The sequence below is a fragment of the Ancylobacter aquaticus genome, from assembly GCF_004339465.1.
Classification (GTDB): domain Bacteria; phylum Pseudomonadota; class Alphaproteobacteria; order Rhizobiales; family Xanthobacteraceae; genus Ancylobacter; species Ancylobacter aquaticus.
Genome location: NZ_SMFY01000002.1, coordinates 642,567 through 667,973, shown reverse-complemented (window position 1 = coordinate 667,973; position 25,407 = coordinate 642,567). Strand labels below are relative to the sequence as shown.

The following is a 25,407-nucleotide window of genomic DNA, read 5'->3' as shown; positions in this document are numbered from 1 at the left end:
AGGGTCAGCCGGCCAGCGCGAAGGTAAGGCGCTTCACGTTGCGGCCATTCTCGCGCGCATAGGCAAAGCTGTCGCAGAGGGTGCGGACGAGGTGCACGCCGAGCCCGCCGATGCGCCGCTCCTCCACCGTCCCTTCCAGATCGGGTGCCGGGGCGGCGAACGGGTCGAACGGATTGCCATCGTCGCTGAAGACCAGATGCAACTGGTCGCCCACCCGCCGCACCTCGATGCCGATCTCGCCGGATCGGCCGTCGGGGTAGCCATAATCGACGGCGTTGTTGAAGAACTCGTCGACCGCCAGTTGCAGGCGGTAGGCCGGGGTCGGGGCGATGCCGGCCGCCTCCATGAAGGCCTCGATCCGCGAACTGAGGGCGTCGAGCTCGGCCAGGTCATTGGGCAGGCGCAGATCGAGCTCAGTGTCGGTCATCGCCCGCTCCGCCGTGTTTGCCGGGACTGTCAGGTCATGGTGGCGAGGGCAGCCTCGCGGCTGGGATGGATGGGGATCAGCGTGGAGAAGCCGCTGACGTCGAATACCTCGTGCACCTGCGGGATGAGGCCGCACACCGCCAGCGTGCCGCCGGCGCCGCGAACCAGCTTGGTCGCCTTGAGCACGACCCGCAGGCCGGCTGAACTGATATAGGTGAGCTCGGCGAAATCGAGCAGGATGTTGCCTTCATGGGGAGCGCCGGCGAGGAATTCCTCCAGCTTCGGCGAGGAACTGCTGTCGAGCCGTCCCTTGACGGCGGTGACGACGATGGTGCCCGCGACGATGCGGTCGATATGAATCAAGGCCTGGCTCCCGAATTCGGCTGGCGGTGAATTGGCTCGGTGGCGGAATCTGGCTTCGTCGTCGGGGTGGCCGCCCTGCCCATCGCCTGCCAGCCCACGCGCGCGAAGAGGCAAGGATTATCGGCAAAGGCAGGGCCACGCAAGCGCTTGGCCCGGCGGGTGCTCCCGCCAAGGCCCCCCGGCAAAGGCGCCTCCGGCAAGGCGCCGCCCCGGCGGGATCAGTGCTCGAAGCGCAGGGTCAGCTTCTGGTGCGTGCCGTCGGTGCCGAGGACCAGCTTGTCCGCCCGCTTGCTCAGCATATAGCCGACGAAGCGCGCCACGGCCTGCGCGTCGCCCAGGAGGTCTTCCGGCGAGGGCCGGTGGGTGGGGATGGCGATCGGCTCGCCGTCATAGATCAGGCTGACGTCGAAATTCTCCTCGTCGAAATGGGCCCGCATTTCCAGCTTGCCCGGCGCGACGCCGGTGTCCAGCAGCATCTCAACACCTTCGGCGACGACCGGGATGGCAATGGCGACGACATCGCGCCGCGCACCCCAGAGATCGCCCTGGTTCTCAAGAAACTCCGTCGCCACGGTGAAGGGGTTCTCTTCCACGGTAACGTCGCGCGAGGCTTCCTGGCGGATGCCGATGCGGAAGATCAGGTTGAGGATGATGGCGACCGCCGTGGCCACCGAGAGCGGCGATTCGAGGATCGGCTGCATCCATTCCGGCGTGATGTGCACAAGCTCGGGAAGGATCGCCACGGCGAGGCCCGCGAGGATGGCGAGACCGACCGTGAAGATGCGCCGGTCGCTGAGGCGGCGGGACAGGATGAGTTCCATGCCGGCGACGATGAGGAAGGCGGCGGCATAGACAAGGATGGCGCCGATCACCGACGAGGGGATGATGGTCAGCAGGCCGATAAGTCGCGGCGAGAAGGCGGCCAGCACCATGAGGATGCCGGAGATGGCGCCGACGCGCCACGCCGTGGTGCCGGTGGCGAAGGCGACGCCGATGGCGGCCGAGGATGAGGCGCTGGCGAAGCCGCCGGTGACGGCGGTGCCCATGTCGGCGATGGTATTGGCGCGGATGGCGCGGCCGGCCTGGCCGAGATCGGCGCGGCGCCAGTCGGCATCGTCCATGCGCTGCATCGACACCACGGTGCCGAGCATGTCGACCGCCGAGATGATGCCGGTGATGATGGCGGCCGGGATCAGCGCCCAGGAAAAGAAGCTGAGGCCGGGGAAGCCGAGGCGCGGCAGGTCGATATAGGCCAGTGTGGCGAAGCTCTCCGCCGGCTGCGGCGCGACGCCGACATAGACGGCGAGCGCCCAGCCCGCGCCGGCGCCGATGGCGACCGCGAACAGGCGAAGCAGGCCTCGCGAGAAGATGGCCAGCACGATGATGATGACCAGAGTCACCACGCTGACCATGGCGTAGCGCAGGTCGAGGTCCGGGGTGATTTCTCCGGTGATGCCGAAGACGCGGCGCAGGGCGGGATCGGCCAGCGCCACGCCCAGCATGGTGACGGCGACGCCGCAGACCTCGGGCGGAAACACCGCCCGCAGGGCGCCGATGAAGCGCGAGAGGGTGAGCTGCGACACGGCGGCGATCAGGCTCATGCCGGCATAGAGCGCCGGCCCGCCGGCGGCCAGCGACTGCACCGCCAGCGGCAGGTGCGCCATATTGGGAATCTGCACCAGCAGCAGGCCCGACCCATAACGGGGCAGGCATTCCACCAGCGTGGCTATCCCCATGAAGATGATGCAGCTGGTGATGAAGATCTGCGTGTCGTCGAAGGACAGCCCGGCCTCGGTGGCGGCGACCAGGGGATAGACGATGAACAGCAGGGCCAGCGTGGCGTGCTGGACGCCGAGGACCAGTTGCGTGCCGAGCGGTGGCGTCTCGTCGGCCGAGTAGATGATGTTCGACGGCTTGCGCGGCATGGGGGGCGTGCCCTTGAGAGACGTGATGGAGGCCGGCGCCGCTGCGCCCGTCTGGAACCGAAACGAGGCTCTCCAGCCGCCGCTGTCGAGGGACGGAGAATCTGTTTGTGCAACTATGTGATTTCGCCGGGAGCCGGGCAAGGTCACCCGCCTGCCAACTTTCGGCCACGATGAAGTAGGGGCGAGCATGCGGCTGGCGCGCAGCCGCGTCGCGGGGGGCACCCATCAAGGTCGGCTTTCACTGAGGCGTTGCGGATCGTCGCCCACAACGCGGCGTGACGCTCCCTATCAACCGCCATCAGCACCACGCGGGCTGCGGAGCGCTCCTGTCCTCCCCAACACCCGACATGGCCCGCAGGCACGCAGCCACTTCGCAGACAGCCCTTGTGACCGCTATTGATATAATGTATCAAATTGTTGCCCTTGACGACGGATTGCGAGCGGTTACGGTCACGGCCGATCAAGGTTCTTCGGGTCCCCGCCCGGAGCTAAGAGGGAATTCGGTGAGGCGTTCGCGCCAATGCCGAGGCTGCCCCCGCAACTGTAAGCGGCGAGCCCTCTGCCCATCGTCCACTGGCACCACGGCTCAGGCCGCGCGCTGGGAAGGCCGGGCGGAGCCAGCGTCGACCCGCGAGCCAGGAGACCTGCCCTGATCGCGACCAATCTTTCGGGCGGGGTGCTCCGGAGGTTGCCGGCCGTGCAAGGGCTCGAGGGAGCCCTGCCGGCGCCGGTTCCCTTTGCGCTTCCCGTCTTCCTTTTTCAGGAAGCGGTGACAATGCTCAACACGATTTCCCATCCTCTCCGCAGGCCGGCCCGAACCGTCGCGCTGGCGCTCGGCCTTCTCGCCGGCGCCGGCATGGCCGGGAATGCGCTAGCCGGCACGACCTACCCGCTGACGCTGGAGAATTGCGGCCATCAGGTGGTGATCGACCACGCCCCGCAGCGTGTCGTCAGCGTCGGGCAGGCGCAGACCGAAATTCTCTATGCGCTCGGCCTCGGCGAGCGTGTGGTCGCCTCCGCGCTCTGGTTCGGCCCGGTCGCCAAGCCCTATGAGGCGGTGAATGAAGGGGTGAAGCGACTCGCCGACAATGATCCCAGCTTCGAGGCGGTGGTCGGGCAGGAGCCGGACCTGGTGGTCGCCATGTACGAATGGCACATCGGCCCGAACGGCATCATCGGCAAGCGGGACCGTTTCGACGGCGTGAAGGTGCCGGTCTATGTCTCGCCCACCGATTGCGTCGGCAAGGACAATACCGGGGCCGGCGACGGCGTTCGCACGCAGATGTATTCGACCGAGCTGCTCTACCGGAACATCCTGGAATATGGCGCGATCTTCGACGTCTCCGACCGCGCCGAGGCACTGGTCGCCAGCCTGAAGGCACGCGAGGAGGCCGCCGCCCGCACGCTCGCGACGCTGAAGGGCAGGGACGTCTCCATGGCGCTGTGGTTCTCCAGCAAGGACATCAAGGGCGATGCCTTCCTTGCCGGCAGGAACGGCGTGCCGGCCTATGTGATGGCCCAGCTTGGCGCCCGCAATATCATCACCACCGAGGAGGAATGGCCGCTGGTCGGCTGGGAGACCATCGCCGCCAATGATCCCGACGTGCTGGTGCTGGTGAAGATGGACCGCCGCCGCTTTCCCGCCGACGACATCGAGGCCAAGCTCAATTTCCTCAAGACCGATCCCGTCGCCAGCCAGCTATCGGCGGTGAAGAACAGCCGGATCATCATCGTCGATGTCGGCTCCACCCGGCCGGGCATGGACACGGTGGAGGGCATCGAGGCCATCGCCGAGGCGGTGCAGGGCTTCGGTCTGGTCAATTGAGCCATCTCGTCATCGGGCCGAACTGGCCGGCGCGGATCGCTCTCGCCGGCCTTTCACTCGTCGCGCTGGCCTTCGCCATCGCGCTGGCGGTGACGGTGGGCGAGATGCCGATCCCGCTCAATGTCGCCTTTCGCGCGCTCGGCAACGGGCTGTTCGATCTCGGCTATCCCGTGAGCGCCATCCAGCAGGGCGTGATCTTCGAGTACCGGCTGAGCCGGGCCTTGATGGCGGCGCTGTGCGGGGGCGCGCTCGCGCTTTCCGGCGCCATCCTGCAGGCGCTGCTGCGCAACCCGCTGGCCGAGCCCTATATTCTCGGCGTCTCGGCCGGCGCCTCCACCGGGGCGGTGTGCGTGATGATCCTCGGCTTTGGCGGGGCGACGCTCGGTCTCTCCGGCGGGGCCTTCCTCGGCTCGGTTGCGGCGCTCGTCATGGTCGGGCTGCTCGCCGCCGGGGCGGGCGGTGGCAGCGACCGGGTGATCCTCGCCGGCGTCGCCGGCTCGCAGCTGTTCAACGCCGCGACCGCCACCATCGTCACCACCATGGCCAGCGCCGAGCAAGCACGCGGAGTCATGTTCTGGCTGTTGGGCAATTTCGGCGGCGTGCGCTGGTCGGATTTGTGGGTGGCGGCGCCGGTGGCGCTGCTCGGCTTCCTCGTCTGCATGGTGCACGCCAAGGCGCTCGATGCCTTCGCCTTCGGCGCGGATGCCGCCGCCTCGCTCGGCATCCATGTCACGCGGGTGCGGCTGGTGCTGCTGGCCACCACGGCGCTGCTGACCGCCACCATGGTCGCGATTGTCGGCACGGTCGGCTTTGTCGGGCTGGTCATTCCCCATGCCGCCCGCTTCCTCGTCGGCCCCTCTCATGCCCGGCTGCTGCCGGCCTGCCTGATCGTTGGCGCCGTGTTCATGATCCTCGCCGACGTACTCTCGCGCATCCTGGTGCCGCAGCAGATCCTGCCGATCGGCATCGTCACCGCGCTGGTCGGCGCGCCGGCCTTCGCGTTCATTCTCTATCGCGCGAGGCGGCCGGCATGACCCTCGCGACCCATGACGTGCGCTGGGGAGCCGGCGGCCGGCTGATCGTCGACGGCGTCAGCCTCGCGGTGGAGCCGGGCCGCGTGCTCGGGCTGATCGGCCCCAACGGTTCGGGCAAGTCGAGCCTGCTGCGCCTGCTCTGCCGCCTGCGTAGGGTGGCGAGCGGGGTGGTGACGCTGGACGGGCAGGACATCGCCGGCGTCGGCCGCCGCGACTTGGCCCGGCGCCTCGCCTTTGTCGAGCAGCAGGCGAGCACCGACATCCAGCTGACCGTGTGCGACGTGGTACGGCTGGGGCGAACGCCGCATCGCGCCGCCTTCGCCTCCTGGACCGCCGAGGACGAGAAGGCCGTCGACGCCGCCTTGCAGCGCGTCGGCCTGATGGGGCGGCATGACCAGCACTGGCACACGCTGTCGGGCGGCGAGCGCCAACGCGTCCACATCGCCCGGGCGCTGGCGCAGGAGCCGCGCGAGCTCATTCTCGACGAGCCGACCAACCATCTCGACATCCAGCACCAGCTCTCCATCCTTGGCCTCGTCCGCCGCCTCGGCGTGACCTGCATCGTGGCGCTGCACGATCTCAACCTCGCCTCGCTGTTCTGCGACCGCATCGGCGTGCTGTCCGCCGGCCGGCTGCTGGCGGCAGGGCTTCCCGAGGAGGTGCTCACCCCCGCTCTCATCCGCGAGGTGTTCGGTGTGGACGTGACGATCCGCGTGGGCGCCAACGGCCATCGCCACATTGACTACCTCGTCGATCATGAGCCGGGTCCGCGCCCGTGACGATGCGTGAAGGGAAGGGGTACCCCATATGACCAGGGCTGACGCTCAGGCCGCCGTCACCGCCCATTGGAGCGCCCGAGCGCCGTTGTTCGACGGTGTCGCCTCGCATGTCGCGCAGGCCGAGCTCTGGCACGCGGTGCTGGAGGCCGCCTTCGCGGCCGATGGCCCGCGCGACGTGGTCGATCTCGGCAGCGGCACCGGGGCCTGCGCGCTCATCGCCGCCGCCCTCGGCCACCGGGTGCGCGGGTACGACGCCTCGCCCGGCATGGTCGCGGCCGCCCGTGCCGCCGCCCGCGCGGCAGGGGTCGAGGCGGGGTTCGAGACCGCGTTGATCCGCGATATCCCGGCCGCGGACGCCTGCGCCGATATCGTCACGCTTCGCAATGTCCTGTGGACGCTCGAACAGCCGATGGAGGCGCTGCACACGGCTCATCGGCTGCTGCGCCCCGGCGGGCGGCTCGTCGTGTCGGATGGCCTGTGGTCGGTCGCCCCGCAATATCGCTCGACCTATGCCCTGGAACTCGCGGCCCGCCTGCCGCTGCATGACGGGATCACGGAGCCGGCGATGCGGCGGATGCTGGAGGAGGCGGGATTTGCGACCATCCGCCCGTGGCAGCAGCTTTTCCCAGCCTCGCCCTATCCCGGCGATGTTCCCATCTTCGTGCTGAGCGCCGAAAAGGCCTGAACCCGGAACCGCTGCCAGCGCGGGCGCGATGGGCGGATGGGGGGTGGAAATCCTGCCTCCGCGCATCTGCTGCGGCTTGCCGGAAACGGCTCAGTGCCCGTGCCGCAGCCTGCCGAAAATACTCAGGCCGGTATGCCCCCCGCAGCCTGATCTGTCTCGAACACCTGCCCGATGGCGAACAGGCGCTCGCGTAGGCGTGGAGTCACGAAATCCAGGAAGGCCCTGAGCTTCAAAGGCTGGTGCGCGCGAGACGCATGAACGATCTGCACGGGGAAGGGAGGTGGCGCCCATTCGCGCAGGATCGGCACGAGAACGCCATCGCGAACGCTTTCGGCGGCCTGATAGGAAATGATGTAGGCAATTCCGATGCCCGCCGCGGCTCCCTCGATCACGGCATCGGCGGTGTTCACCGAATAGCGCGGACGGACGATTGCGGTCTGTTCGCCGCGCGGGCCTGCGAAGGTCCAGTCCCGCCAGAGCTGGAGTCCTTCAAAGGCGATGCATTCGTGATCGGCCAGTTCGTCGGGCGATGCGGGCGCGCCGCGACGGGCTATGTAGCCCGGGCTCGCGCATGCCACCCAGCGCACGTCGCCCACACGTCTGGCTACAAGCGTGCTGTCGGGAAGTTTACCCAATCTCACGGCGACATCGACATGCGATTCGACGAGATCGACGACACCGTCGGTCAGTGTGAGCCTGACCGTCACTTCCGGATAGGCGCCGAGGAAGTCGTGGACGATCGGCGCGACATGCATCTTGCCGAACATAATCGGGGCCGTAATCAGAAGCTCGCCACGGGGCGCGCGATATTCGCCCGATGCGGCGCGTTCGGCCTCGGTCAGATCCTCGAGAACGCGCCGTGCCGAGGCGACATAGGCGCCGCCCGCTTCGGTTATTGGTGACGGGCTGAAACTTGGGCTTGCTGGCCTCGGCGTCGGCGGTTTGTTTGCTGGCGCCAAGGCTGCCGCTTCAGACCTGGCACAATTGAACGCCGAAGCGCAGAAAGCCGGCGTCCAAGTCGAGAAATTTCAAGAGCTTGGTTACGCGGCCCAAGGTGCGCTGGTCGGGCTGGATGCCATGGCCGACGGGCTGAAGGAGCTTCAGCTTCGGGCGGATGAGTTCGTTGTCAGCGGCGCCGGAAGTGCTGCGGAAGCGTTCCAGCGTCTTGGCTATAATGCCGCTGATCTCAAGGAAAAGCTCGCGGACCCGTCGGCACTGTTCGAAGAGATCATCGAAAAGCTGGGCCGACTCGACAAGGCCAGCCAGATTCGCATCTCGGATGAGCTCTTCAGCGGCAGCGGTGGTGAGCAGTTCCTTCGGCTGATCGACCAGGGCTCTGGTTATATTGCCAAGATGCGGCAAGAAGCTCGCGACACTGGCAACGTGATCGACGCCGAGCTCATCCAGCGGGCCGTCGAGATCGACCGCGCCTTCGCGAAGCTGTCCACGACCGTCGGCACTAACCTCAAAGGCGCGATCGTCTCCGTCGTGGCGGAAATGCGGACCTTCGTCGATCTGCTCAACGCCACCGAGGCGCAGTCGAACAGCACGCTCCAGCGTCGGATCGACCTTCTGACCGCTGCCGCTGACAACATGCGGAAGTCGTCTTCGGCCTTCGTCTTCGGCGGTGGGCAGGAGGGTATCGACCGGCGACTGGCCGAAGCCGCTGGCTTGCAGTCGCAACTCGATGCCCGGCCGCAGCGCGTAACGATCAATCCGACCGGCGGAATGGGCGACCTGTCCAAGGTCAAGACGCCCGCCGGTGACGCGGCGGACCGGCTTGCCAAAGCCTATGACTCGATCGTCCTGTCTGCCGAAGCGCGCATCACGCAGATGGCGACCGAACAGCAGGCCCTCGGCATGACGACAGCGGCAGCGGAGGCGTTGCGTGTTAAAACAGAACTGTTGCTGGAGCTTCAGCGCGCGGGCATCGAGGTGACGCCTGCCTATGCCGCCAAGATCGACGAGCTCGCCGCCCGCTCCGGCCAGGCGGCTGCCGCCTTGGAAAAGCAGGCAACGTCGCAGGCGGCCCTGGTCGACTCGATGGATGAGATCCGCGGCACTGCCTACGACGTCCTTGGCGGTTTCGTCTCCGACATCCGCAACGGCGTGAGCGCAGCGGACGCGCTGTCCAACGCCCTAAACAGCGTGCTCGACAAGATTATCGACATTGGCCTGCAGCAGGCTCTGACCGGCCTACTGAGCGCACCGGGGACGGCTGGCGGTGGGTTCTTTGGTGACGTGGCCACCCTCACGAATTTTACAGGAGCAGCGAGATGAGCGCCTTTTTTGCGGCGGCCTATGCTGACCGCGTCGAGCTACTGACTGACGGCGCCATCTATGACGATGATGGCGTAGTGATCGAATTTCGGACCAAGGTCTGGACGTCCGACACCTTGCCGCTGGCCTTCGCTGGCCGGGGCGGCACCACCACCATCGAATTGATGGGCATGGTGATCGACCTGTGTTCCTGGCGAGGATCCGTGGACGAGGCCCTTCGGATGTTCTCCGACAGGCTCGAGAGCCGGGCCGACAGGGGCCAGGAGCAGGCCGCGCTCGACGGCGTCATCGCCGGCATCTCCGAGACCGATGGACCCGTGCTCTACTACTTTCACACCTATAAGGGCGGCGGAGCGGAGTTTGGTGACATCGCGCCTTTCCGCCTTCACGAGGTGCCGGAAATGCTTGGCGCGCCGCATCCGTCGCCGCGCGAATATCGCGAGTCCGGCCTTCCGATGTTCTGGGCATGCGATGGCTTGGCCGAGCACGGACCCCGGCTCTTCGACCTGCTCCGGCGCAATCCGCTCAAGGCCGTCGCACTGCCCGGCCAGCCGCTGATCTATGGCATCGGTGGACACGTCGACCACACCGTCCTGCGCGCCGAAAGCGTTGTGACCGAGCGCATTCATGAGTGGCCGGACGACGTGGTGGGCGAGAAGATTGTGCCGGGGCCTCGGCGCACAGGATTGCAACACGTCGCGGCATAGGGCCGACCGCGGGTGAGACTAGCCCTGCCGCGCCTCGTCGATCATCGCCTCGATAGCAGCGAGAGCCACTTCCATGTCGGCAATTTTGCGTAGCGCGTTGTCCGGTGGCACCGCTCCCGCCTCTGCCGCCGCGACGATGAGTTCGCGTTGGGCGGCCAGCAGGCGGCTGCGAAGGGCTTCCAATTTTTCGGTCATGGGCGGGGCTTAACCCGCTACGCGACGGTGAGCAAGCGGCGGACACGCACGGGCGACGATCGGAACGCGAGCGGAGAGCAGTTGTGGACTGGATCGACTATATTCACACACAGTCGCCGAAATTGCTAAGATCGCACCGCTGTCCCGGTTGGAAAGACGACGCGATGTCACTTTTGGTAGAAGAAGTTTTTGTCACCGAGGGCGTTCCTGCTTTCACCTTTGTAAGGCCGCCAAATTACAACCGGATTCTTGTGGACGTTAGAACGCCCGGAAAGCCAGTTATTTTGGAAGGACAATCAGGAACCGGAAAGACGACTTGCATAAGACAGATTCTGACTGACTTGGGAGAGTCATTTGGAACGGTGTATTTTACAGCGCGAGATCCGGTCGATGTATCAAATATCGAATCGATAGCCCGAGATCGACCTTCTGGCCGTTATGTTATTGATGATTTTCATAGACTGTCGGCGGCGTTACAAGAGTCATTAATCGACATATCGAAACTGTCCGCGGAAAGCTCAGACGTAACGAATATTACTAAGCTTATTATTGTTGGAATTAACCAATTAGGATCAAGTTTGATTCAATTGGTTCCAGATATAGCGAAAAGAATAGGCATCCATCGAATACAGCCAGGCGGTCTTAGTGAAATATCGGAACTTATTTCCACTGGGTGCGTAAAATTAAATATCAACATATTGCAATCTGAACAAATATACGAAGAATCTCGTGGTGATTATTGGCTAACTCAGCAATTATGTCAGGAGATTTGTATTAAAGCTGGGATTTTATCAACTAGGGAACATATAGTTGATATTGATTTTGACATTAATACCATACGTCGCGATGTCGTTGAGCAACTATATTCGGCTCACTACCCTGCCGTCAAAGAATTCTGTAGGGGGAAGAGATTTAGGCCGAGCAACCAGCCATATTTTAAGGTGTTGAAAGCCATAGGACAGAATGGCTCTTCAAATGTTGATCTTAATGAACTAGCAAATTCGGATCCAGATATTAGGGGTAGCATAAATAATATCAAAGAAAGGCGACTGCCGATTCTAATGGATTCCAAGCCGATGGTGGCTAGAAGCTTTTATTACAATAAAGAAACGAAAAATTTCTCGATCGATGATCCTGCCCTTTTTTATTTTATCCAGCACTTAGATTGGGAGAGACTTAGGAAAGATTGCGGTTTTCGTGATGATTCGAGCGAATACGAATTCGAAATAGCACTTTCTTTTGCCGGAGAGAATCGTGAACTGGCGAGTCATATCGCTGTCCAATTGGAAGCGCTAGATGTTCCGGTATTCTATGACGAAATGTTTGAGACAAATTTCTTGGGTAGGGCATGGCATAGTATTTTCACGGAAATTTTTACGAACCGTAGCAGATACGTTGTGTGTATTCTTGATGAGCATCATCAGAGGAAAATTTGGCCGACGTTCGAACGAGAAAACTTTGCCCCACGTGTCGCTGACGAAACCGTGATTCCCATATTCTTGGACGACACAAAATTCGTCGGCATTCCTTCGGATATCGTGGGCATTAAGTTCTCGTTCAATCCCAGCGACGAAGGTTGGCGCAAGAAGGCTGATGAAGAGATCGTTTTAAAGCTCGTCGACAAGATAACTTGATGCGATCGGACGCCAGAGGCCGCACCGCAGCCCCTGGCGCCTAATGGCTAACGGAAGATGCCGTTAGGCCATATGGCCTTGATCAAGCCTGCAAGTGCGGCGAGCAGCAGCGCAATGTCTCGCATCACCGCAGGATCTGGCGCACTCATGCGCGAACTCCTGGCGTCCATAGAATCGGAAGGGTGATGCGAACTGGCGAGTTTCGCGATTAGGGGTCCCGACGCCCTAGACAACGCCTTCAGGTGAGGTGTGCACCACTCACCTAGGATCGAGATCTATAGAAGACCAAGGCCCATAGAATATCGCACAACTTGCAATGCGGCAAGCAGACGTCATCAACATTGTCACCCCGCCGCCCGCTCCAGCGCCCGCTGCGCCGCCTCCAAGCGCGCCAGGACGTAGCGTGCCGGCATTGGTCATGGTTCATCCTCATGTTCTGATACGTCCGGACCTGGGGCGCGCCATTCCGTCGGCAAGGGTGTTGCGGCCCCTCCGCGAGCCGCCAACCGCTGGTCAATGTGCTTGCTGTACTTCATCACCATTCCCGCCGACATGCCGACCATGGCGGCGATCTGCTGGTGCGTCTTGCCTGCGATCCGCTCGTCGCAGACCTTCGTCGCGCGCAGGTCGTGCGGGGTGAACCCGGCGAGCGCGGAACCGGCCTCAGTCTTGATGTAGCCGTTCCATGCGTCGCGCATGGAGTCCGTGTCGTAGCGCCTGCCGTCCGGCCGCATGACATACGGCGTTGCCGGGCCTACGCCCCATCCGTCGATCGTGGCCGCCTCTTCTGGCTTCAGCAGGCTCCAGTGCGGCTTGTCGCGCAGTTTGGTGATCGTGTGGCTGATGCCGTCCTCGTCGCGGTCGGCGGGCCTTAGGCGGATAAGGTCGGATATCCGCTGCCCTGTGGCCCGGCCAAGCACGGCAAGCCTGTACACCGCCTGCGGGCACTCCGGCGCCATGAGGGCCGCCCACGCGCCGGGTGTCAGCGGCTTGGCGCCGTCGGTGTCCTCGAATAGCGCATCAACGTCACGGGCCGGGCTATCCGCCCGGTGCCCGCGCTGCACCGCGAACTTCATCAGCTTCTTGACCATAACCAGCACCATGTTCCCCATGGACGGCCGACTGGCGAATTTGTTGATCAGGTCGATGACGTGCGCGACGGATATCTCACCAGGCTCGCGTTCGCCCCAATATTTCAGGATGGGCGCCATGGCGGACTCATAGGTGGCGATCGTCGCCGGGCGCTTGGTGCCCCACTGCGGGTCCGACTTATAGTCGGCGATCATCGCCGCGATATTGTAGCGAGCCGATCGACGACGGCTCGCCTTCTTCCCGCCCTTGGCCACCTGCAGCGCCTCATTGAAGGCGGGGCTGCCAAAGTCCGGCAGGCGCACGAGCGGCCCGCGGGTCGGCTTGCCCTTGTCGCGCTGATAGTACCAGTAGGTCGTCCCATTGGGCTTGCGTGTGCAGAATACGCCCTTGGGGTACTTCGACTGCCGTCGGTGCCTTGGCGTTTGGTCTGCAATCGGTTGCGAACCGGGTGACGGTTGCGCCAGTTTCGCTTCCACGCTCGGCCAGTGCCAGCGGCTGACCTTTCCGTGAGCCACTGCCGCAGCCGGTACGAACCCAATCCGCACCCACTGGTCGAACATGCGCTCTGTGATCTCAAGCCTGGCAGCGGCTGTGCGACGGGATACGAAGACGGCGGACTCGGTGCCTGCGGCGGGGGCCATGTCGTGCTCCTGATGCTTCCGGCGAAGCATATCGGGATGCAGCAGGACGTCACGCTGGCTCTGGATCGGTGGGCTTTCGCGGCTCTCTGCCTTCCAGCACCGCTTTGGCGCGAGCCATAGCCGAGGACTTGGATTCGGCTTCCGCGATCTCGCGCTCGCACCTCTCGAAAAGCGGCAGCGCGGACTCGCCGAACTCGTCCACGAGCCTGGCGCAGATCACCAGCATGCGCCGCCATTCCTCGATGGTTACGGGACCAGATGGCTCGCGAGGTCCGATCTGGACGCCGCCGAACTTGGTAACGCGGATGGTCGGAACACCGCCTGACGAGCGCCGGCCAGAGCCCTTGCCGGACGGTGGTTCTTTCTTGCTTGCCATTGGACACACACCATCTGCTCACGCCGATTGGCGCGAGGGGTACCCGCCAGCGGGCATCAGCGTGTTCGTCAGATGTGGAGAAGTTAGGGCTGACCGCTCTTCGCAGCGCACAACGCAAAACGGCCGCCCGACGTAGGGCGACGCTTGCGCAAATCAAGAATCAGGGGCACCGTGTCCGTGGGCTTGAACACCCGGACCAGTGATAGGCCGCATTCCCTGGCAGGAATTGTCACGACGCCTGGCAGCGTCGGACGGCGGCTGAAATGCATCGCATTGAGCGATGCGACGGACGCGCTTGGCGGCGCGGCTCCGAACCCGACCATATTGGCCGGGGGCGAGCGCGCTGTCCAGAGGGGCAACCCTTAAAAGCGTTCGGCCTGTCTCACTGGCAGGTGTTCAACCCCCGGCCGCCGGTCCCGCCGACCGGCAACGGCCTTGAACAGCCGATACCAGTGAGCCAACCCCCATGAACCTCCACACCCCGATCAACGACAACGCCATCCCGGCGCAGAGACAGCCTTCTGTCGCCCCTCGCTCCATCCTCGAGCTTGAAGCAGATTACTGGCGCGCGCGGGCCGAATGGCTGCCCCTTAACGCCCACTGGAAACCGCTGCACGACGTTGCCATGAAAGCCGCCGAGGCGGCCATCAAGGCGCTGGGCGGCACCAGCAGGGTCCAGACCGGCGACCAGCAGTGGGCAATTGCTTCGGCGATCTACGACGCCAACGGCGCGACGGCTGCCGGACGGGCAGAAAGTCAGGTGGAAGTGCGCATGGACAACGCGCTCGGTCAGCTCGTCGACACGCCAGCGTGCTCGCTCCTGGAGCTTGCCGCAAAAGCCCGCCTTGCGTTGCTTGACCTGCACGGCATCGAGGATGCTGGCGCCGTCGATTGCGCAGAGGCCGACTGGCCGGAGCACGTCATGACCAAGCTCGTGCTGGACATCGAGCGCCTCGCCGGGAGGCGGGCATGAACGTCCACAGCCCCATCACTCCGACATCCGTGTCAGACACCATCGACCGCCTCGACGAGCTCAGCGCGCTCTTAGAGGCGATCCATATGATGGCGGCGGACTTGGAATCGAACCAAGCGAACGCCCTGCAGCGGGTCGTCGTCGTCGGTCAGGGCATGGTCGAAGGAATCAAGGACGCGCTGCGACCTGACGCTCTATGATCAGTTGTCCGGCCGGGCCAGCGACGCGCCCCAGCCGGCAAGAGCCGGGCCGGACACCCCCGTCGCCCTCATCGGCGGCGGGGTTTTATTTTTGGTTCGACTCCATGGTGGAGCCACGCGAGCGGGGAGGGGGCGGATTCGGCGCATGAAGCGCGAGAATCGCGGCCCCAAGCAGCGCATACAAAGTAGGGAAATGAGCAGGGCTGCGCCAATGACTGGCAGGAAAAGCTAAGCAACATCAACGCTTTAGCTTAAAATGGTGGCTCCCTGAGCAGGACTCGAACCTGCGACCATTCGATTAACAGTCGAACGCTCTACCAACTGAGCTATCAGGGACCGGGGACGCCGTGGCGTCTCGGAGGCGGCGATATAGCAATGCGGGATCGGTTTGTGAACCCCTGATCCCGCACCATGTGGATATCCTCAGGCGCTGAGGCGCTCCTGCTGCCCGGCGAACTGCAACTGGTGGAAGGTGAAATAGCGCCCACGCTTGGCCACGAGCTCTTCGTGGCGGCCGCTTTCGACAACGCGACCCTTCTCGATGACGCAGATCTTGTCGGCGTTGATGACCGTCTGCAGGCGGTGGGCGATGACCAGCGTGGTGCGGTTGGCCTGAAGCGACTGCAGTGCCTTCTGCACCTCGGCCTCGGATTCGCTGTCGAGGGCGGCGGTGGCCTCGTCGAGCAGCAGAATCGGTGCGTCCTTCAGGAAGGCGCGGGCGATGGCGATGCGCTGGCGCTGACCGCCGGAAAGCTGGGTGCCACGCTCGCCGACAAGGCTGTCATAGCCGCCCTCGAAGCCCATGATGAAGTCATGCGCGTGGGCCGACCGTGCGGCGGCGATGATCTCCTCCTCGGTGGCGCCGGGACGGCCGGCGGCGATGTTCTCGCGCACCGTGCCGGTGAACAGGAACACATCCTGGCTGACGAAGCCGATGGCCTGGCGCAGCGAGCGGCGCGTGACTGTGTCGATCCGCTGGCCGTCAATGGTGAGAACGCCCGAATCGACGTCGTAGAACCGCTCCAGCAGGTTCATCACCGTGCTCTTGCCGCCGCCCGAGGGGCCGACCAGCGCCGTAGTCTGCCCGGGCTCGGCGACGAAGCTGAGGCCGCGCAGCACCGGCTCGCTCTCGCGATAGCTGAACACGACGTCCTCGAAGGCGATCCCGCCGCCGGTGACGACGAGTTCCGGCGTGCCCGGCAGGTCCTGCTCGACGGCCGGCCGGTCGAGCAGGGCGAACAGCATGCGCGCGCCCAGCAGATGGGTGGTGAGGTCGATGTTGAGACGGGCGAGGCGCTTGGCCGGCTCGTAGCAGAGCAGCAGGGCCGTGATGACGGAGAAGAACTCGCCCGGCGTGCGGCCGCCATGCAGCACGCTCCAGCCGGCATACATCACCACCAGACCGATGGAGACGCCGCCGAGTGCCTCCATCAATGGCCCGGACTGCGATTGCGCCCGCATCATCCGGTTCGAGGCCTTCTCCATCTTGTCGATGCGGCCGTAGATCTTGGCCCGCTGGCTGTCCTCCAGCGTGAAGGACTTGATGGTGCGGATGCCCTGAAACGCGTCGATCGATTCGGTCATGATCTGGATCGCGCTATGGAATTCGCGGCTGAAGATCTTCTGCACCTTGCGGATCAGCGAGCGCACGCCGCCCACCGCGATCGGCATCACGATGAAGCCGATCAGCGCCATGAACGGGTCCTGCAGGATCATCACGAGGGTGAGGCCGATGACCGAGAGAAGGTCGCGCCCGAGGCTGCTGACGATGAGGTTCAGCACATTGCGCGCCGCCTGCGCGCCGGTGTTGAAGCGCAGCATGATCTCGGCGGTGTGGCTGCCCGAAAAGAAGGTGACATCCTGTGTCAGCAGCCGGTCGAGCACGCGCTTCTGATTGTCGGCGACGATCCGGTTGCCGACCTTGGCGAGCGTGACTGCCTGCCCATAGGCGGCGAAGCCCTTGGTGACGGACAGCGCGACCACGGCTCCCGACAGGATCCAGATCGCGGATGTGCTCTGCTCGACGAAGATGCGGTTGATGACGTCGCCCATGAGATAGGCGAGGCCCGAGGTCGTCCCGGCCATGAACGCCATGAAGACGAAGGATAGCGCATAGCCTTTCCAGTGGCGGCGCCCGTCCTGGATGAACAGCCGGCGGACCGTGTCGCGGGTCTCGGGGCTGATCATGTTGGCGAGCGCGTTGGCCATCTTGGGAGGCAACATCAGCGAAAATCCTTTTCACGGGCCCGGCCGGATCGGGCGTCGCCCCTTCGCTCCGCGTCGCAGACGCCGGAGGGCGGGATCATCAACGACGATCATGGGTTGTTGTCAAACCCATGACGGCGGGTGCGCCGGCAGCCAAGAAAGGCGGTGACGACACCCGCCGCCGACACTTTTTCAAGGCCGGCGGCGGGTGCGTGAACTGGAGGCCACGCCCGGAATCGAACCGGGGTGCACGGATTTGCAGTCCGCTGCGTAACCACTCCGCCACGTGGCCCGACCGAGGTCGCCGAAAGGCGCCTCATGGGCCGGGGCGGCTCATAACAGAGCTAGGGGCGATGAGCAACGCCACCCGGCACGAGAAGCTGGGGACGGCGGCGCCGGGCCGGCCCAGGCCGGGCGATCCGGGGGAGGGGCATGGCAGGTCCTCCGGTGGCGTGGGGCTCTCGTGGCATGGTGCCCATCGCGCATTGCTGCGCCTCCAGCCTTGCGGGATGGGCACCATGCCGCAGGGCTGCGCCTCCAGCCTTGCGGCCCTCCCTCGCAACGAGGGCGCGGCGTGCCATGATCGCCGATCGAGGGACCGGAGTGCTGGCGGACCATCGGCCCGCAGCCACGGTGGCACGCCAGGCTGGAAATCTTCGAGAACGCCCGTCGAGAACGCTTGCAATGGACGCGCCGGTGCCGCAATTCTGGCGCCGTTCGCTCGCGCCGCCAGTGCGCGCTCGTCCCCGCGCGGCCCGCGCGCGTCCTTGCCGTCTGCTTTCGAGGTTGTCGCCGAATGATCGATTTCGCCGAACTGCGCCGCGCCATGGTGGACGCCCAGGTGCGCGCCAACGACGTCACCGACCTGCGCATCGTCGCCGCCATGCTGGAGACCCCGCGCGAGCGCTTCGTTCCCGCCAGCCTGCGCAACTTCGCCTATATCGACGACGACGTGCTGGTGAAGGAGGGCGCGCCGGCGCGCTACCTGATGGAGCCGATGGTTCTCGCCAAGCTGCTGCAGGCGGCCGAGATAGGCTCCGACGCGCTGGTGCTCGATGTCGGCGCGGCGAGCGGCTATTCCACCGCCGTGCTGGCCAAGCTGGCCGGGCAGGTGGTGGCGCTTGAGGAAGATGCGGCGCTCGCGGCGCAGGGCTCGGCCCTGCTGCTCGAACTGGGCCTGCTCAACGCCGCCTATGTGCAGGGGCCGATGGCTGCCGGCTGGCCGGGCGAGGCGCCCTATGACGTAATCCTGCTCAATGGCGGGATCGATGCGGCGCCTGAATCGCTGCTCTCCCAGCTCAAGCCGGGCGGACGCCTTGTCGCCGTGGTCGGGCGGGGGCGTGCGGGGCGTGCGACGGTGTTCACCCACACGACGGGTGGCATGGGCTCGCGGGTGGTGTTCGACGCCGCAGTGCCGACGCTGCCGGGCTTCGAGGCGCGGCCGGGCTTTGTTTTCTAAGGGTTTCAACCGTACCCTGTGGCTGATCTGCCGCGTGTTCGACTAAATCGTCCACAGGACCAAACCGAGCGGTTCACAGCCCCTCTCCAAGCACCTATCTTGCGTTCGCGTCATACAGAGATTGAGAGAGTCGCCCGGGGGCAGGCGATTCCCATCAGATTAGCGTTCGCAGAGGTTGGACATGTGGGTGTCGACTACCGGGGGTAAGGTCGTCGCGTGGGCGGCGGTCGCTTTTTTTGCTGGCATCGCTATGCCGGCGAATGCCCAGACCCTCGATCAGGCGCTTTCGGCCGCCTATCGCAACAATCCCACATTGAATTCGCAGCGTGCTGCCACCCGCGCTACGGATGAATATGTGCCGATCGCGCTAGCGGGCTATCGCCCGCAGGTGTTCGGCAGCGCCTATGTCGGCGCCCAATGGGCGGAAACCCGACTCGATTCGGGCTATGCCGCATTGCAGGGGTCGGGTTCTCTCAGCGTCACCAAGACCTACCCGACCGGCTTCGGCATCACCATCAGCCAGACCATCTATGATGGGTTGCGGACCGCCAATTCAGTGCGCAGCGCTGAATCGCAGGTGCGCGGGCAGCGCGAATTGCTGCGCAACACCGAGCAGCTGGTGCTTCTCGATGCCGCCACCTCCTATATGAACGTGCTGCAGAACGCCGCGCTGGTGGAACTGCAGAAGCAGAACCTCGAAGCCCTGCGCGAAGAACTGCGCGCCGCACGCGACCGTTTCTCGGTCGGCGAGATCACCCGCACCGACGTCGCCCAGGCCGAAGCCTCCGTCGCCAACGCCCAGAGCGAGCTGGCGCTTGCGGAATCGAACCTCAACACCGCCAATGCGGTGTTCTATCAGGTCATTGGCCTGCGCCCGACCAAGCTGAGCCCGGGCCGTCCGATCGACCGCCTGCTGCCGAAGAGCGAGAAACTCGCCGTCGATTCCGGCCTGACCCGGCATCCGGCGGTGAAATCGGCGGAGTTCGCCGTCGATGCCGGCTTGTCCAATGTGAAGGTTGCGGAGTCGGCGCTGTCGCCGACGCTGAGCCTGAACGGCTCGGCGTCCTCGGGCTATAATAGCAGCCAGAGTGTCAGCCGTCAGACCGCTGCCGCCGCAACGCTGAACCTGACCGTGCCGATCTACCAGGGCGGCAGCGAATACGCGACCATCCGCCAGGCCAAGGAGACCCTCGGCCAGCTGCGGATCGAGGTCGACGTGAACCGCGAGCAGGTGCGGGCCAATGTCGTGCAGTTCTGGGGTGCGCTCGAAGCGGCGAAGGCCGCCATCGAATCGGCACAGGCCGCCGTGGCGGCGAACGAGATCGCCCTGCGCGGCGTGCGCGAGGAATGGCGCGTCGGCCAGCGCACCACGCTCGATGTGCTGAACGCGCAGACGGCGTTGTTCAACGCCCGTGCCAGTCTCGTCATCGCCCAGCGTGACCGGGTCGTCGCCTCCTATGCGGTGCTGTCCGCCAGCGGCCATCTGAGCGCCGTCACGCTCGCGCTCAAGGTTCCGGTGTACAACCCGCAGATTCACTACAACCAGGTGCGCGACGCCTGGATCGGCGTGCGGACGCCGGGCGGGCAGTGAGCCTGAGGCCCGCCCGCACGGCGCCGGAAGATCGGCGCCTGCGGTAGCGGGGGAGGGGCAGCTCACTGCGAGCGGGTTTGCGGGCGGCGTTAACCCTAGCGGTCGAACGTTGTTGGTCCCGCCGGGTTACATCTTGGCGTTCCGCCTCGGGCGGTTCACACTTTACGAAGTGTTAACGGGTTGAGTCGTGCGCCTCGGCCGAGCGCCATCAACCCTGGGATCGGAAAGCAGCGCATGCCGGTGAATGCGAGAGGCAGTGAGCCGTCGATGGAGGAAATCCTGGCCTCCATCCGTCGCATCATTTCCGACGAGGTCGCTGCCGATCCGGCGGCGACACGCAGCGATGCGCCGCGCCCCGCGCGCGAGGCGCCGGCCAGCCGGGATGTCGCGCCGGTCCGCGAGCCTGCTCCGCGCCCCGTCGCCGCCGCGCCGCAGCGGGCGATGGCGAGCACGGCGTCGTCCGAAGCGCTCTCCTATGCGCCCCCGCCCTACCGCGAGCGGGTCGAGAACCCCGTGGACTACGCGCCGCGTGGCCGTGCGCCGGCGACCGACCCGTTCACGCCGCGCCCCGTGACGGTTTCCGCTTCCGTGCTGGCCGCCGCCCCGTTCTCGACCCCGTCCGTCGCGACCCGTGCGCCGGCGGGTGCGGTCTATTCGGGCGGTTCTGCCGCGCGCGCCCTTGAGGTGCCACTGCCGGCCCGTCCGGCGAGCGAGAGCCGGGCTCCCGAGCCTCGCCGCGTCGAGCCGCGGCTGTTTCCCGATTCCCGGCCCATGCCCGATCTGCGCCCGCTGAGCGAGGCACGGCCGCGGCCGGAGCCCCGGCTCGTCGAGCCGCGCAGCCCGGCGCCGGATTCGCTGCCGGAAATACGTGCGTCGGCGCCAAATGCCCCGGCACCGAGCGCCCCAGCGTCAACTGCCTCGGCGCCAATTGCCCCGGCGCCAAGTGCCCCGGCCCGGCCGGCCCTCGGCGCCTCGCTGTATCCGCCGCGTGGCGGGATTGACGGCGGCACCCGGATGAGCGGACTGCCTCCCGTGCGGCCGTCCTTCTCCCGCCCATCGGTCGTCAAGCCGCTGGCACCGCTCGATAGCGATCTCGACAAGCCGCTGGCGGCCGCGCTGCTCGACCTAGCGCTGGTGGAACAGGCCGTTCAGGCCGAACTGGCGAATGTGGCGATGAACGAGCCGGCGGTGTCCGGGCCGGTGACAGCGGAAAGCGCCGCGACGGTGCCCGAATCCGCAGAGCCGTCCGGCACGGATGTCTCCACGGCCGAGGTCCGCACGGTCCAGAGCGAGCCAGCCAAGGCCGATCCTGTCGTGTCGCCAGCCCCGGCGAGCCCGACGGCCATCGTGGCGCCCGCGCCGGGGCGCGAGGCGCTCCCGGTTGCCGAGCCCACCGAGATGCCGGCGCCGGCGGCGCGCACGTCCCATTTTGAGCCGACCCGCGAGGGCGCGGTCTTTGTCGTGCCGGTAAAGGATGAGACTTCATCAGCGGTGCCGCCGGTCGCGCCCGCGTCGCGCCCGGATTTTCGCGCGACGGAGACGCGTCCTTCGGAAGCCCGCCCGATGGAGCCGCGTTCTTCCGAGGTGCGCGGGCATGAAGCGAACCTCGCGGAGGCCCGTCTCGCGGAGACCCGCCTGTCGGAATCGCGCCTGGTGGCCAGCAACCGGCAGGGCGCCACCGATCAATCCGAGCCGGCGCGCGAGCGGCTGGTGTCGGCGCCGGCCAGCAGCGCCGTGTCGGCCGCCTTCGGATCGTTGCAGCGCACGATGAGCGCCGCGCCGCACCGTTCGGTCGACGATCTCGTCACCGACGCGCTGCGGCCCATGCTCAAGGCCTGGCTCGACGAGAACCTGCCGGCCCTTGTCGAGCGGCTGGTGCGAGCGGAAATCGAGCGTGTCGCCCGGCACGGGCAGTAAGCCGAAGCCGGCCTCGGCTTCCCGAAAACGCCCTCCCGACGCCGCCGAAAGCGGCGCCCGACCCCTGCTTTAGGGACGTGCTGGCTGCTGGCGAGTTGACTCGCGGCATCCGCTCCGCTTTCTCTCGCACCCATTCAATTGAGGTGCCGGAGCCAAAATGCTCGACAACAGGTTCGATCCCGCCGCCGTCGAAGACCGCATCTACCAGAGCTGGGTGGAGGCGGGAGCCTTCACGGCCGGGCGTCCGGAGCGGGCAGGGGCCGAGCCCTATTGCATCGTCATCCCGCCGCCCAACGTCACCGGCTCGCTCCATATGGGGCACGCGCTCAACAACACGCTGCAGGATATTCTCGCCCGCTTCGAGCGTATGCGCGGCAAGGACGTGCTTTGGCAGGTCGGCACCGACCATGCCGGAATCGCCACCCAGATGGTGGTGGAGCGCCAGCTCGCCGAGCGCCAGCTTCCCGGCCGCCGCGACATGGGCCGCGCCGCCTTCGTCGAGCGCATCTGGGCGTGGAAGGAAGAATCCGGCGGCACCATCATCAACCAGCTGAAGAAGCTCGGCGCGTCCTGCGACTGGTCGCGCGAGCGCTTCACCATGGATGAGGGCCTGTCCCGCGCGGTGCTCAAGGTGTTCGTGCGGCTCTACAAGGAAGGGCTGATCTACAAGGACAAGCGGCTGGTAAACTGGGACCCGAAGTTCCAGTCCGCCATTTCTGACCTTGAAGTGCTTCAGGTCGAGGTGAAGGGCCATCTCTGGCACCTGCGCTACCCGCTGGCCGATGGCGTGACCTATGAGCACCCCATCGCTTTCGACGAGCACGACCAGCCCACCGAATTCGAGACCCGCGACTATATCGTCGTCGCCACCACCCGCCCGGAAACCATGCTCGGCGACACGGCCGTGGCGGTGCACCCGGAAGACCCGCGCTATCAGGGCCTTGTCGCGGCCAATGCGAAGGTGCGCCTGCCGCTGGTCGGCCGGCTGATCCCCATCGTGCCGGACGCCTATTCCGACCCGACCAAGGGCACCGGCGCGGTGAAGATCACCCCGGCGCACGACTTCAACGATTTCGAGGTCGGCCGTCGGCACGACCTGCCGATGATCAACGTGCTCGATGCCGAGGCGCGGGTAACGCTGGCCGGCAATGAGGACTTCCTCACCGGGGCGCAGGCGGGCGCGGATCTTGACGCCGCGCTGGCGCTGGACGGGCTGTCGCGCGAGGCGGCGCGCAAGGCCATTGTCACGCTCATGGAGGAGCGCGACGTTCTCGACCGCATCGAGCCGCACACCCACATGGTGCCGCATGGCGACCGCTCCAACGTGGTCATCGAGCCGTGGCTGACCGACCAGTGGTATGTCGACGCCCACACCCTCGCGCAACCGGCGCTCGCCGCCGTGCGCGAGGGGCGGACGAACTTCGTGCCGAAGAACTGGGAAAAGACCTATTTCGAGTGGCTGGAGAACATCCAGCCCTGGTGCGTCTCGCGCCAACTGTGGTGGGGCCACCAGATCCCGGCCTGGTATGGGCCGGACGGCACCATCTTCGTCGAGGAGACGGAAGAGGCGGCTGTTGCCGCCGCGCTCGCTCATTGCGTGCAGAACGGCATCATCACCGACGCCGAGGCGCAGGAACTCGCCGCCGACCCGGAAAAGCGCGCGGCGCTGATCACCCGCGACGAGGACGTGCTCGACACCTGGTTCTCTTCCGCGCTGTGGCCGTTCTCGACGCTGGGTTGGCCGGACGAGACGGCGGAAGTCACGCGCTTCTACCCCACCACGGTGCTCATCACCGGCTTTGACATCATCTTCTTCTGGGTCGCCCGGATGATGATGATGGGGCTGCACTTCATGCCCGACGTGCCCTTCAAGGATGTCTACATCCACGCCCTCGTCCGCGACGAGAAGGGCGCCAAGATGTCGAAGTCCAAGGGTAACGTCATCGACCCGCTCGACCTCGTGTCGAAATACGGTGCCGACGCGCTGCGCTTCACGCTTGCCGCGATGGCGGCGCAGGGGCGCGACATCAAGCTCGCCCCGGCTCGCGTCGAGGGCTACCGCAACTTCTCCACCAAGCTGTGGAACGCCGCCCGCTTCGCCGAGATGAATGGCTGCGGGCGCGATCCCGCCTTCGTGCCGCGCAATGCCGAATCCCGGCTCAACCGCTGGATTCTCTCGGAGACGCAGAAGGCCGGCACGGAGATCACGCAGGCGCTGGAGGCCTACAGATTCAACGAGGCGGCCGGCGCGGCCTATCGCTTCGTGTGGAACATCTTCTGCGACTGGTATCTCGAACTCGCCAAGCCGGTGTTCAACGGCAATGGCGGCTGGAAGGACGAGACGCGGGCGACCACCGCCTTCGTGCTCGACGAGATACTGAAGATGCTGCACCCCTTCATGCCCTTCCTTACCGAAGAGCTGTGGGCGCGCACCGCCGAGACCGGCGCCCCGCGCGCGAGCCTGCTGGCGCTGGCGCAATGGCCGGCGCTGGAAGGGCTCGAAGCACCGGACGCGGAAGCCGAGATCGGCTGGCTGCTCGATCTCATCACCGAGATTCGCTCCGTCCGCGCCGAGATGAACGTGCCGGCGGGCGCGCAACTGCCGCTGGTTCTGGTGGGGGTGCCCGAGGAGGTGCGCGAGCGGGTGGTGGTGTGGCTCGACACGCTGACCCGCCTTGCCCGCCTGTCCTCGATCTCCTTCGAGGCCGAGGCCCCGGCAGGTTCGGTGCAGATCGTCGTGCGCGGCGAGACGGCGGCGCTGCCGCTGGCGGGCGTCATCGACATGGAGGCAGAAGGCGCGCGCCTCGCCAAGGAACTGGCCAAGGCCTCCGACGATATCGCCAAGGTCGACGCCAAGCTCGGGAATGCCGATTTCATCAAACGTGCACCCGAGGAAGTTATCGAGGAGCAGCGCGAGCGCCGCGAGGCGGCCTCCGACCGGGCCGCGCGCATCCGCGAGGCGCTGGCACGGCTTGGCCGCATGGGCTGAGGCGCCGGGCCGTCCGGCTGAGCGTCCCGCCCCACCCTACGGCCCTCTCCTGCTTGCGGCGGCAAGCGGGAGAGGGTGGCGCGGCGGCGCGGGTGGTATATTGGTGAGGTT

General features: G+C 65.7%; 21 protein-coding genes, 2 tRNA genes and 1 riboswitch. Of the genes, 13 read left to right on the top strand and 10 right to left on the bottom strand.

Annotated features, from left to right (window positions below; all coding sequences use genetic code 11):
- Positions 1-4 precede the first annotated feature (4 nt).
- From EV667_RS12690 to EV667_RS12680, 3 genes are all read right to left on the bottom strand, one after another.
- Positions 5-427: an ATP-binding protein gene (locus EV667_RS12690; RefSeq protein ID WP_131835701.1), complete on the bottom strand. Its 423-nt coding sequence runs from the start codon at positions 425-427 to the stop codon at positions 5-7.
- 29 nt (positions 428-456) lie between these two features.
- On the bottom strand, positions 457-789 hold the full coding sequence (locus tag EV667_RS12685) for an STAS domain-containing protein (RefSeq protein WP_131835700.1): 333 nt from the start codon (positions 787-789) through the stop codon (positions 457-459).
- Positions 790-1,007: 218 nt separating this feature from the next.
- Entirely contained in the window at positions 1,008-2,714 is a 1,707-nt protein-coding gene (locus tag EV667_RS12680) for a uracil-xanthine permease family protein (RefSeq protein ID WP_131835699.1), read from the bottom strand.
- Positions 2,715-3,160: 446 nt separating this feature from the next.
- Positions 3,161-3,380, top strand: a riboswitch (cobalamin riboswitch).
- Between the two features lie 109 nt (positions 3,381-3,489).
- Here EV667_RS12680 and EV667_RS12675 point away from each other — a divergent pair.
- Genes EV667_RS12675 through EV667_RS12660 form a run of 4 tightly spaced genes read left to right on the top strand, consistent with a single transcriptional unit; the run spans position 3,490 to position 7,037 of the window.
- Entirely contained in the window at positions 3,490-4,539 is a 1,050-nt protein-coding gene (locus EV667_RS12675) for an ABC transporter substrate-binding protein (protein ID WP_131835698.1), read from the top strand.
- Positions 4,536-5,573 carry a FecCD family ABC transporter permease gene (locus EV667_RS12670; protein ID WP_131835697.1) on the top strand — a complete coding sequence of 346 codons (1,038 nt, stop codon included), beginning with the start codon at positions 4,536-4,538 and terminating at the stop codon, positions 5,571-5,573. The genes EV667_RS12675 and EV667_RS12670 overlap by 4 nt, the downstream gene beginning before the upstream one ends.
- On the top strand, positions 5,570-6,352 hold the full coding sequence (locus tag EV667_RS12665; RefSeq protein ID WP_131835696.1) for an ABC transporter ATP-binding protein: 783 nt from the start codon (positions 5,570-5,572) through the stop codon (positions 6,350-6,352). Before EV667_RS12670 ends, EV667_RS12665 begins: the two co-directional genes overlap by 4 nt.
- 28 nt (positions 6,353-6,380) lie before the next feature.
- Positions 6,381-7,037: a class I SAM-dependent methyltransferase gene (locus EV667_RS12660; protein WP_131835695.1), complete on the top strand. Its 657-nt coding sequence runs from the start codon at positions 6,381-6,383 to the stop codon at positions 7,035-7,037.
- A 122-nt stretch (positions 7,038-7,159) separates the two neighbouring features.
- On the opposite strand, the gene EV667_RS12655 is transcribed toward EV667_RS12660, so the two are convergent.
- Positions 7,160-7,996 (bottom strand): LysR substrate-binding domain-containing protein, encoded by an 837-nt coding sequence (locus EV667_RS12655; protein ID WP_131835694.1) that lies wholly within the window; start codon positions 7,994-7,996, stop codon positions 7,160-7,162.
- On the opposite strand from EV667_RS12655, the gene EV667_RS12650 reads away from it, so the two are divergent.
- Positions 7,980-9,317 carry a hypothetical protein gene (locus tag EV667_RS12650; RefSeq protein WP_131835693.1) on the top strand — a complete coding sequence of 446 codons (1,338 nt, stop codon included), beginning with the start codon at positions 7,980-7,982 and terminating at the stop codon, positions 9,315-9,317. The genes EV667_RS12655 and EV667_RS12650 overlap by 17 nt on opposite strands.
- Entirely contained in the window at positions 9,314-10,024 is a 711-nt protein-coding gene (locus EV667_RS12645; RefSeq protein ID WP_131835692.1) for a hypothetical protein, read from the top strand. The genes EV667_RS12650 and EV667_RS12645 overlap by 4 nt, the downstream gene beginning before the upstream one ends.
- Before the next feature lie 18 nt (positions 10,025-10,042).
- Here EV667_RS12645 and EV667_RS22585 read toward each other — a convergent pair whose 3' ends face one another.
- Positions 10,043-10,219 carry a hypothetical protein gene (locus EV667_RS22585; protein WP_165901609.1) on the bottom strand — a complete coding sequence of 59 codons (177 nt, stop codon included), beginning with the start codon at positions 10,217-10,219 and terminating at the stop codon, positions 10,043-10,045.
- 83 nt (positions 10,220-10,302) lie between these two features.
- Between EV667_RS22585 and EV667_RS12640 the strand changes: the two genes are divergently transcribed.
- Positions 10,303-11,853, top strand: coding sequence for a TIR domain-containing protein (locus EV667_RS12640; protein WP_245516126.1), 1,551 nt, complete (start codon positions 10,303-10,305; stop codon positions 11,851-11,853).
- Positions 11,854-12,269: 416 nt separating this feature from the next.
- Here EV667_RS12640 and EV667_RS12635 read toward each other — a convergent pair whose 3' ends face one another.
- Together EV667_RS12635 and EV667_RS12630 are read right to left on the bottom strand one after the other, a co-directional pair.
- The gene (locus tag EV667_RS12635; RefSeq protein ID WP_131835691.1) at positions 12,270-13,586 is read right to left on the bottom strand and encodes a tyrosine-type recombinase/integrase; all 1,317 of its coding nucleotides are present in this window, start codon (positions 13,584-13,586) and stop codon (positions 12,270-12,272) included.
- 49 nt (positions 13,587-13,635) lie between these two features.
- Positions 13,636-13,962, bottom strand: coding sequence for a hypothetical protein (locus tag EV667_RS12630; RefSeq protein ID WP_131835690.1), 327 nt, complete (start codon positions 13,960-13,962; stop codon positions 13,636-13,638).
- 466 nt (positions 13,963-14,428) lie between these two features.
- On the opposite strand from EV667_RS12630, the gene EV667_RS22895 reads away from it, so the two are divergent.
- Positions 14,429-14,935: a hypothetical protein gene (locus tag EV667_RS22895; RefSeq protein WP_245516125.1), complete on the top strand. Its 507-nt coding sequence runs from the start codon at positions 14,429-14,431 to the stop codon at positions 14,933-14,935.
- Positions 14,932-15,135, top strand: coding sequence for a hypothetical protein (locus EV667_RS12620; RefSeq protein ID WP_131835689.1), 204 nt, complete (start codon positions 14,932-14,934; stop codon positions 15,133-15,135). Before EV667_RS22895 ends, EV667_RS12620 begins: the two co-directional genes overlap by 4 nt.
- A 260-nt stretch (positions 15,136-15,395) precedes the next feature.
- Here the strand turns inward: EV667_RS12620 and EV667_RS12615 are convergent.
- From EV667_RS12615 to EV667_RS12605, 3 genes are all read right to left on the bottom strand, one after another.
- A tRNA-Asn gene (locus tag EV667_RS12615) sits at positions 15,396-15,471 on the bottom strand.
- An 87-nt stretch (positions 15,472-15,558) separates the two neighbouring features.
- Positions 15,559-17,358 carry an ABC transporter ATP-binding protein gene (locus EV667_RS12610; RefSeq protein ID WP_131835688.1) on the bottom strand — a complete coding sequence of 600 codons (1,800 nt, stop codon included), beginning with the start codon at positions 17,356-17,358 and terminating at the stop codon, positions 15,559-15,561.
- A 200-nt stretch (positions 17,359-17,558) separates the two neighbouring features.
- Positions 17,559-17,632, bottom strand: a tRNA-Cys gene (locus tag EV667_RS12605).
- 504 nt (positions 17,633-18,136) lie between these two features.
- Between EV667_RS12605 and EV667_RS12600 the strand changes: the two genes are divergently transcribed.
- The 4 genes from EV667_RS12600 (at position 18,137) to EV667_RS12585 (ending at position 25,296) form a co-directional block, all read left to right on the top strand.
- Positions 18,137-18,799 carry a protein-L-isoaspartate O-methyltransferase family protein gene (locus EV667_RS12600; RefSeq protein WP_131835687.1) on the top strand — a complete coding sequence of 221 codons (663 nt, stop codon included), beginning with the start codon at positions 18,137-18,139 and terminating at the stop codon, positions 18,797-18,799.
- A gap of 181 nt (positions 18,800-18,980) precedes the next feature.
- A complete protein-coding gene (locus EV667_RS12595; protein ID WP_131835686.1) occupies positions 18,981-20,390 on the top strand; it encodes a TolC family outer membrane protein in 1,410 nt (469 codons plus the stop codon).
- A 267-nt stretch (positions 20,391-20,657) separates the two neighbouring features.
- Complete coding sequence (locus EV667_RS12590; protein ID WP_131835685.1) at positions 20,658-22,307, top strand: PopZ family protein; 1,650 nt, start codon at positions 20,658-20,660, stop codon at positions 22,305-22,307.
- Positions 22,308-22,464: 157 nt separating this feature from the next.
- Positions 22,465-25,296 (top strand): valine--tRNA ligase, encoded by a 2,832-nt coding sequence (locus tag EV667_RS12585; RefSeq protein WP_131835684.1) that lies wholly within the window; start codon positions 22,465-22,467, stop codon positions 25,294-25,296.
- The last annotated feature ends 111 nt before the right edge of the window (positions 25,297-25,407 follow it).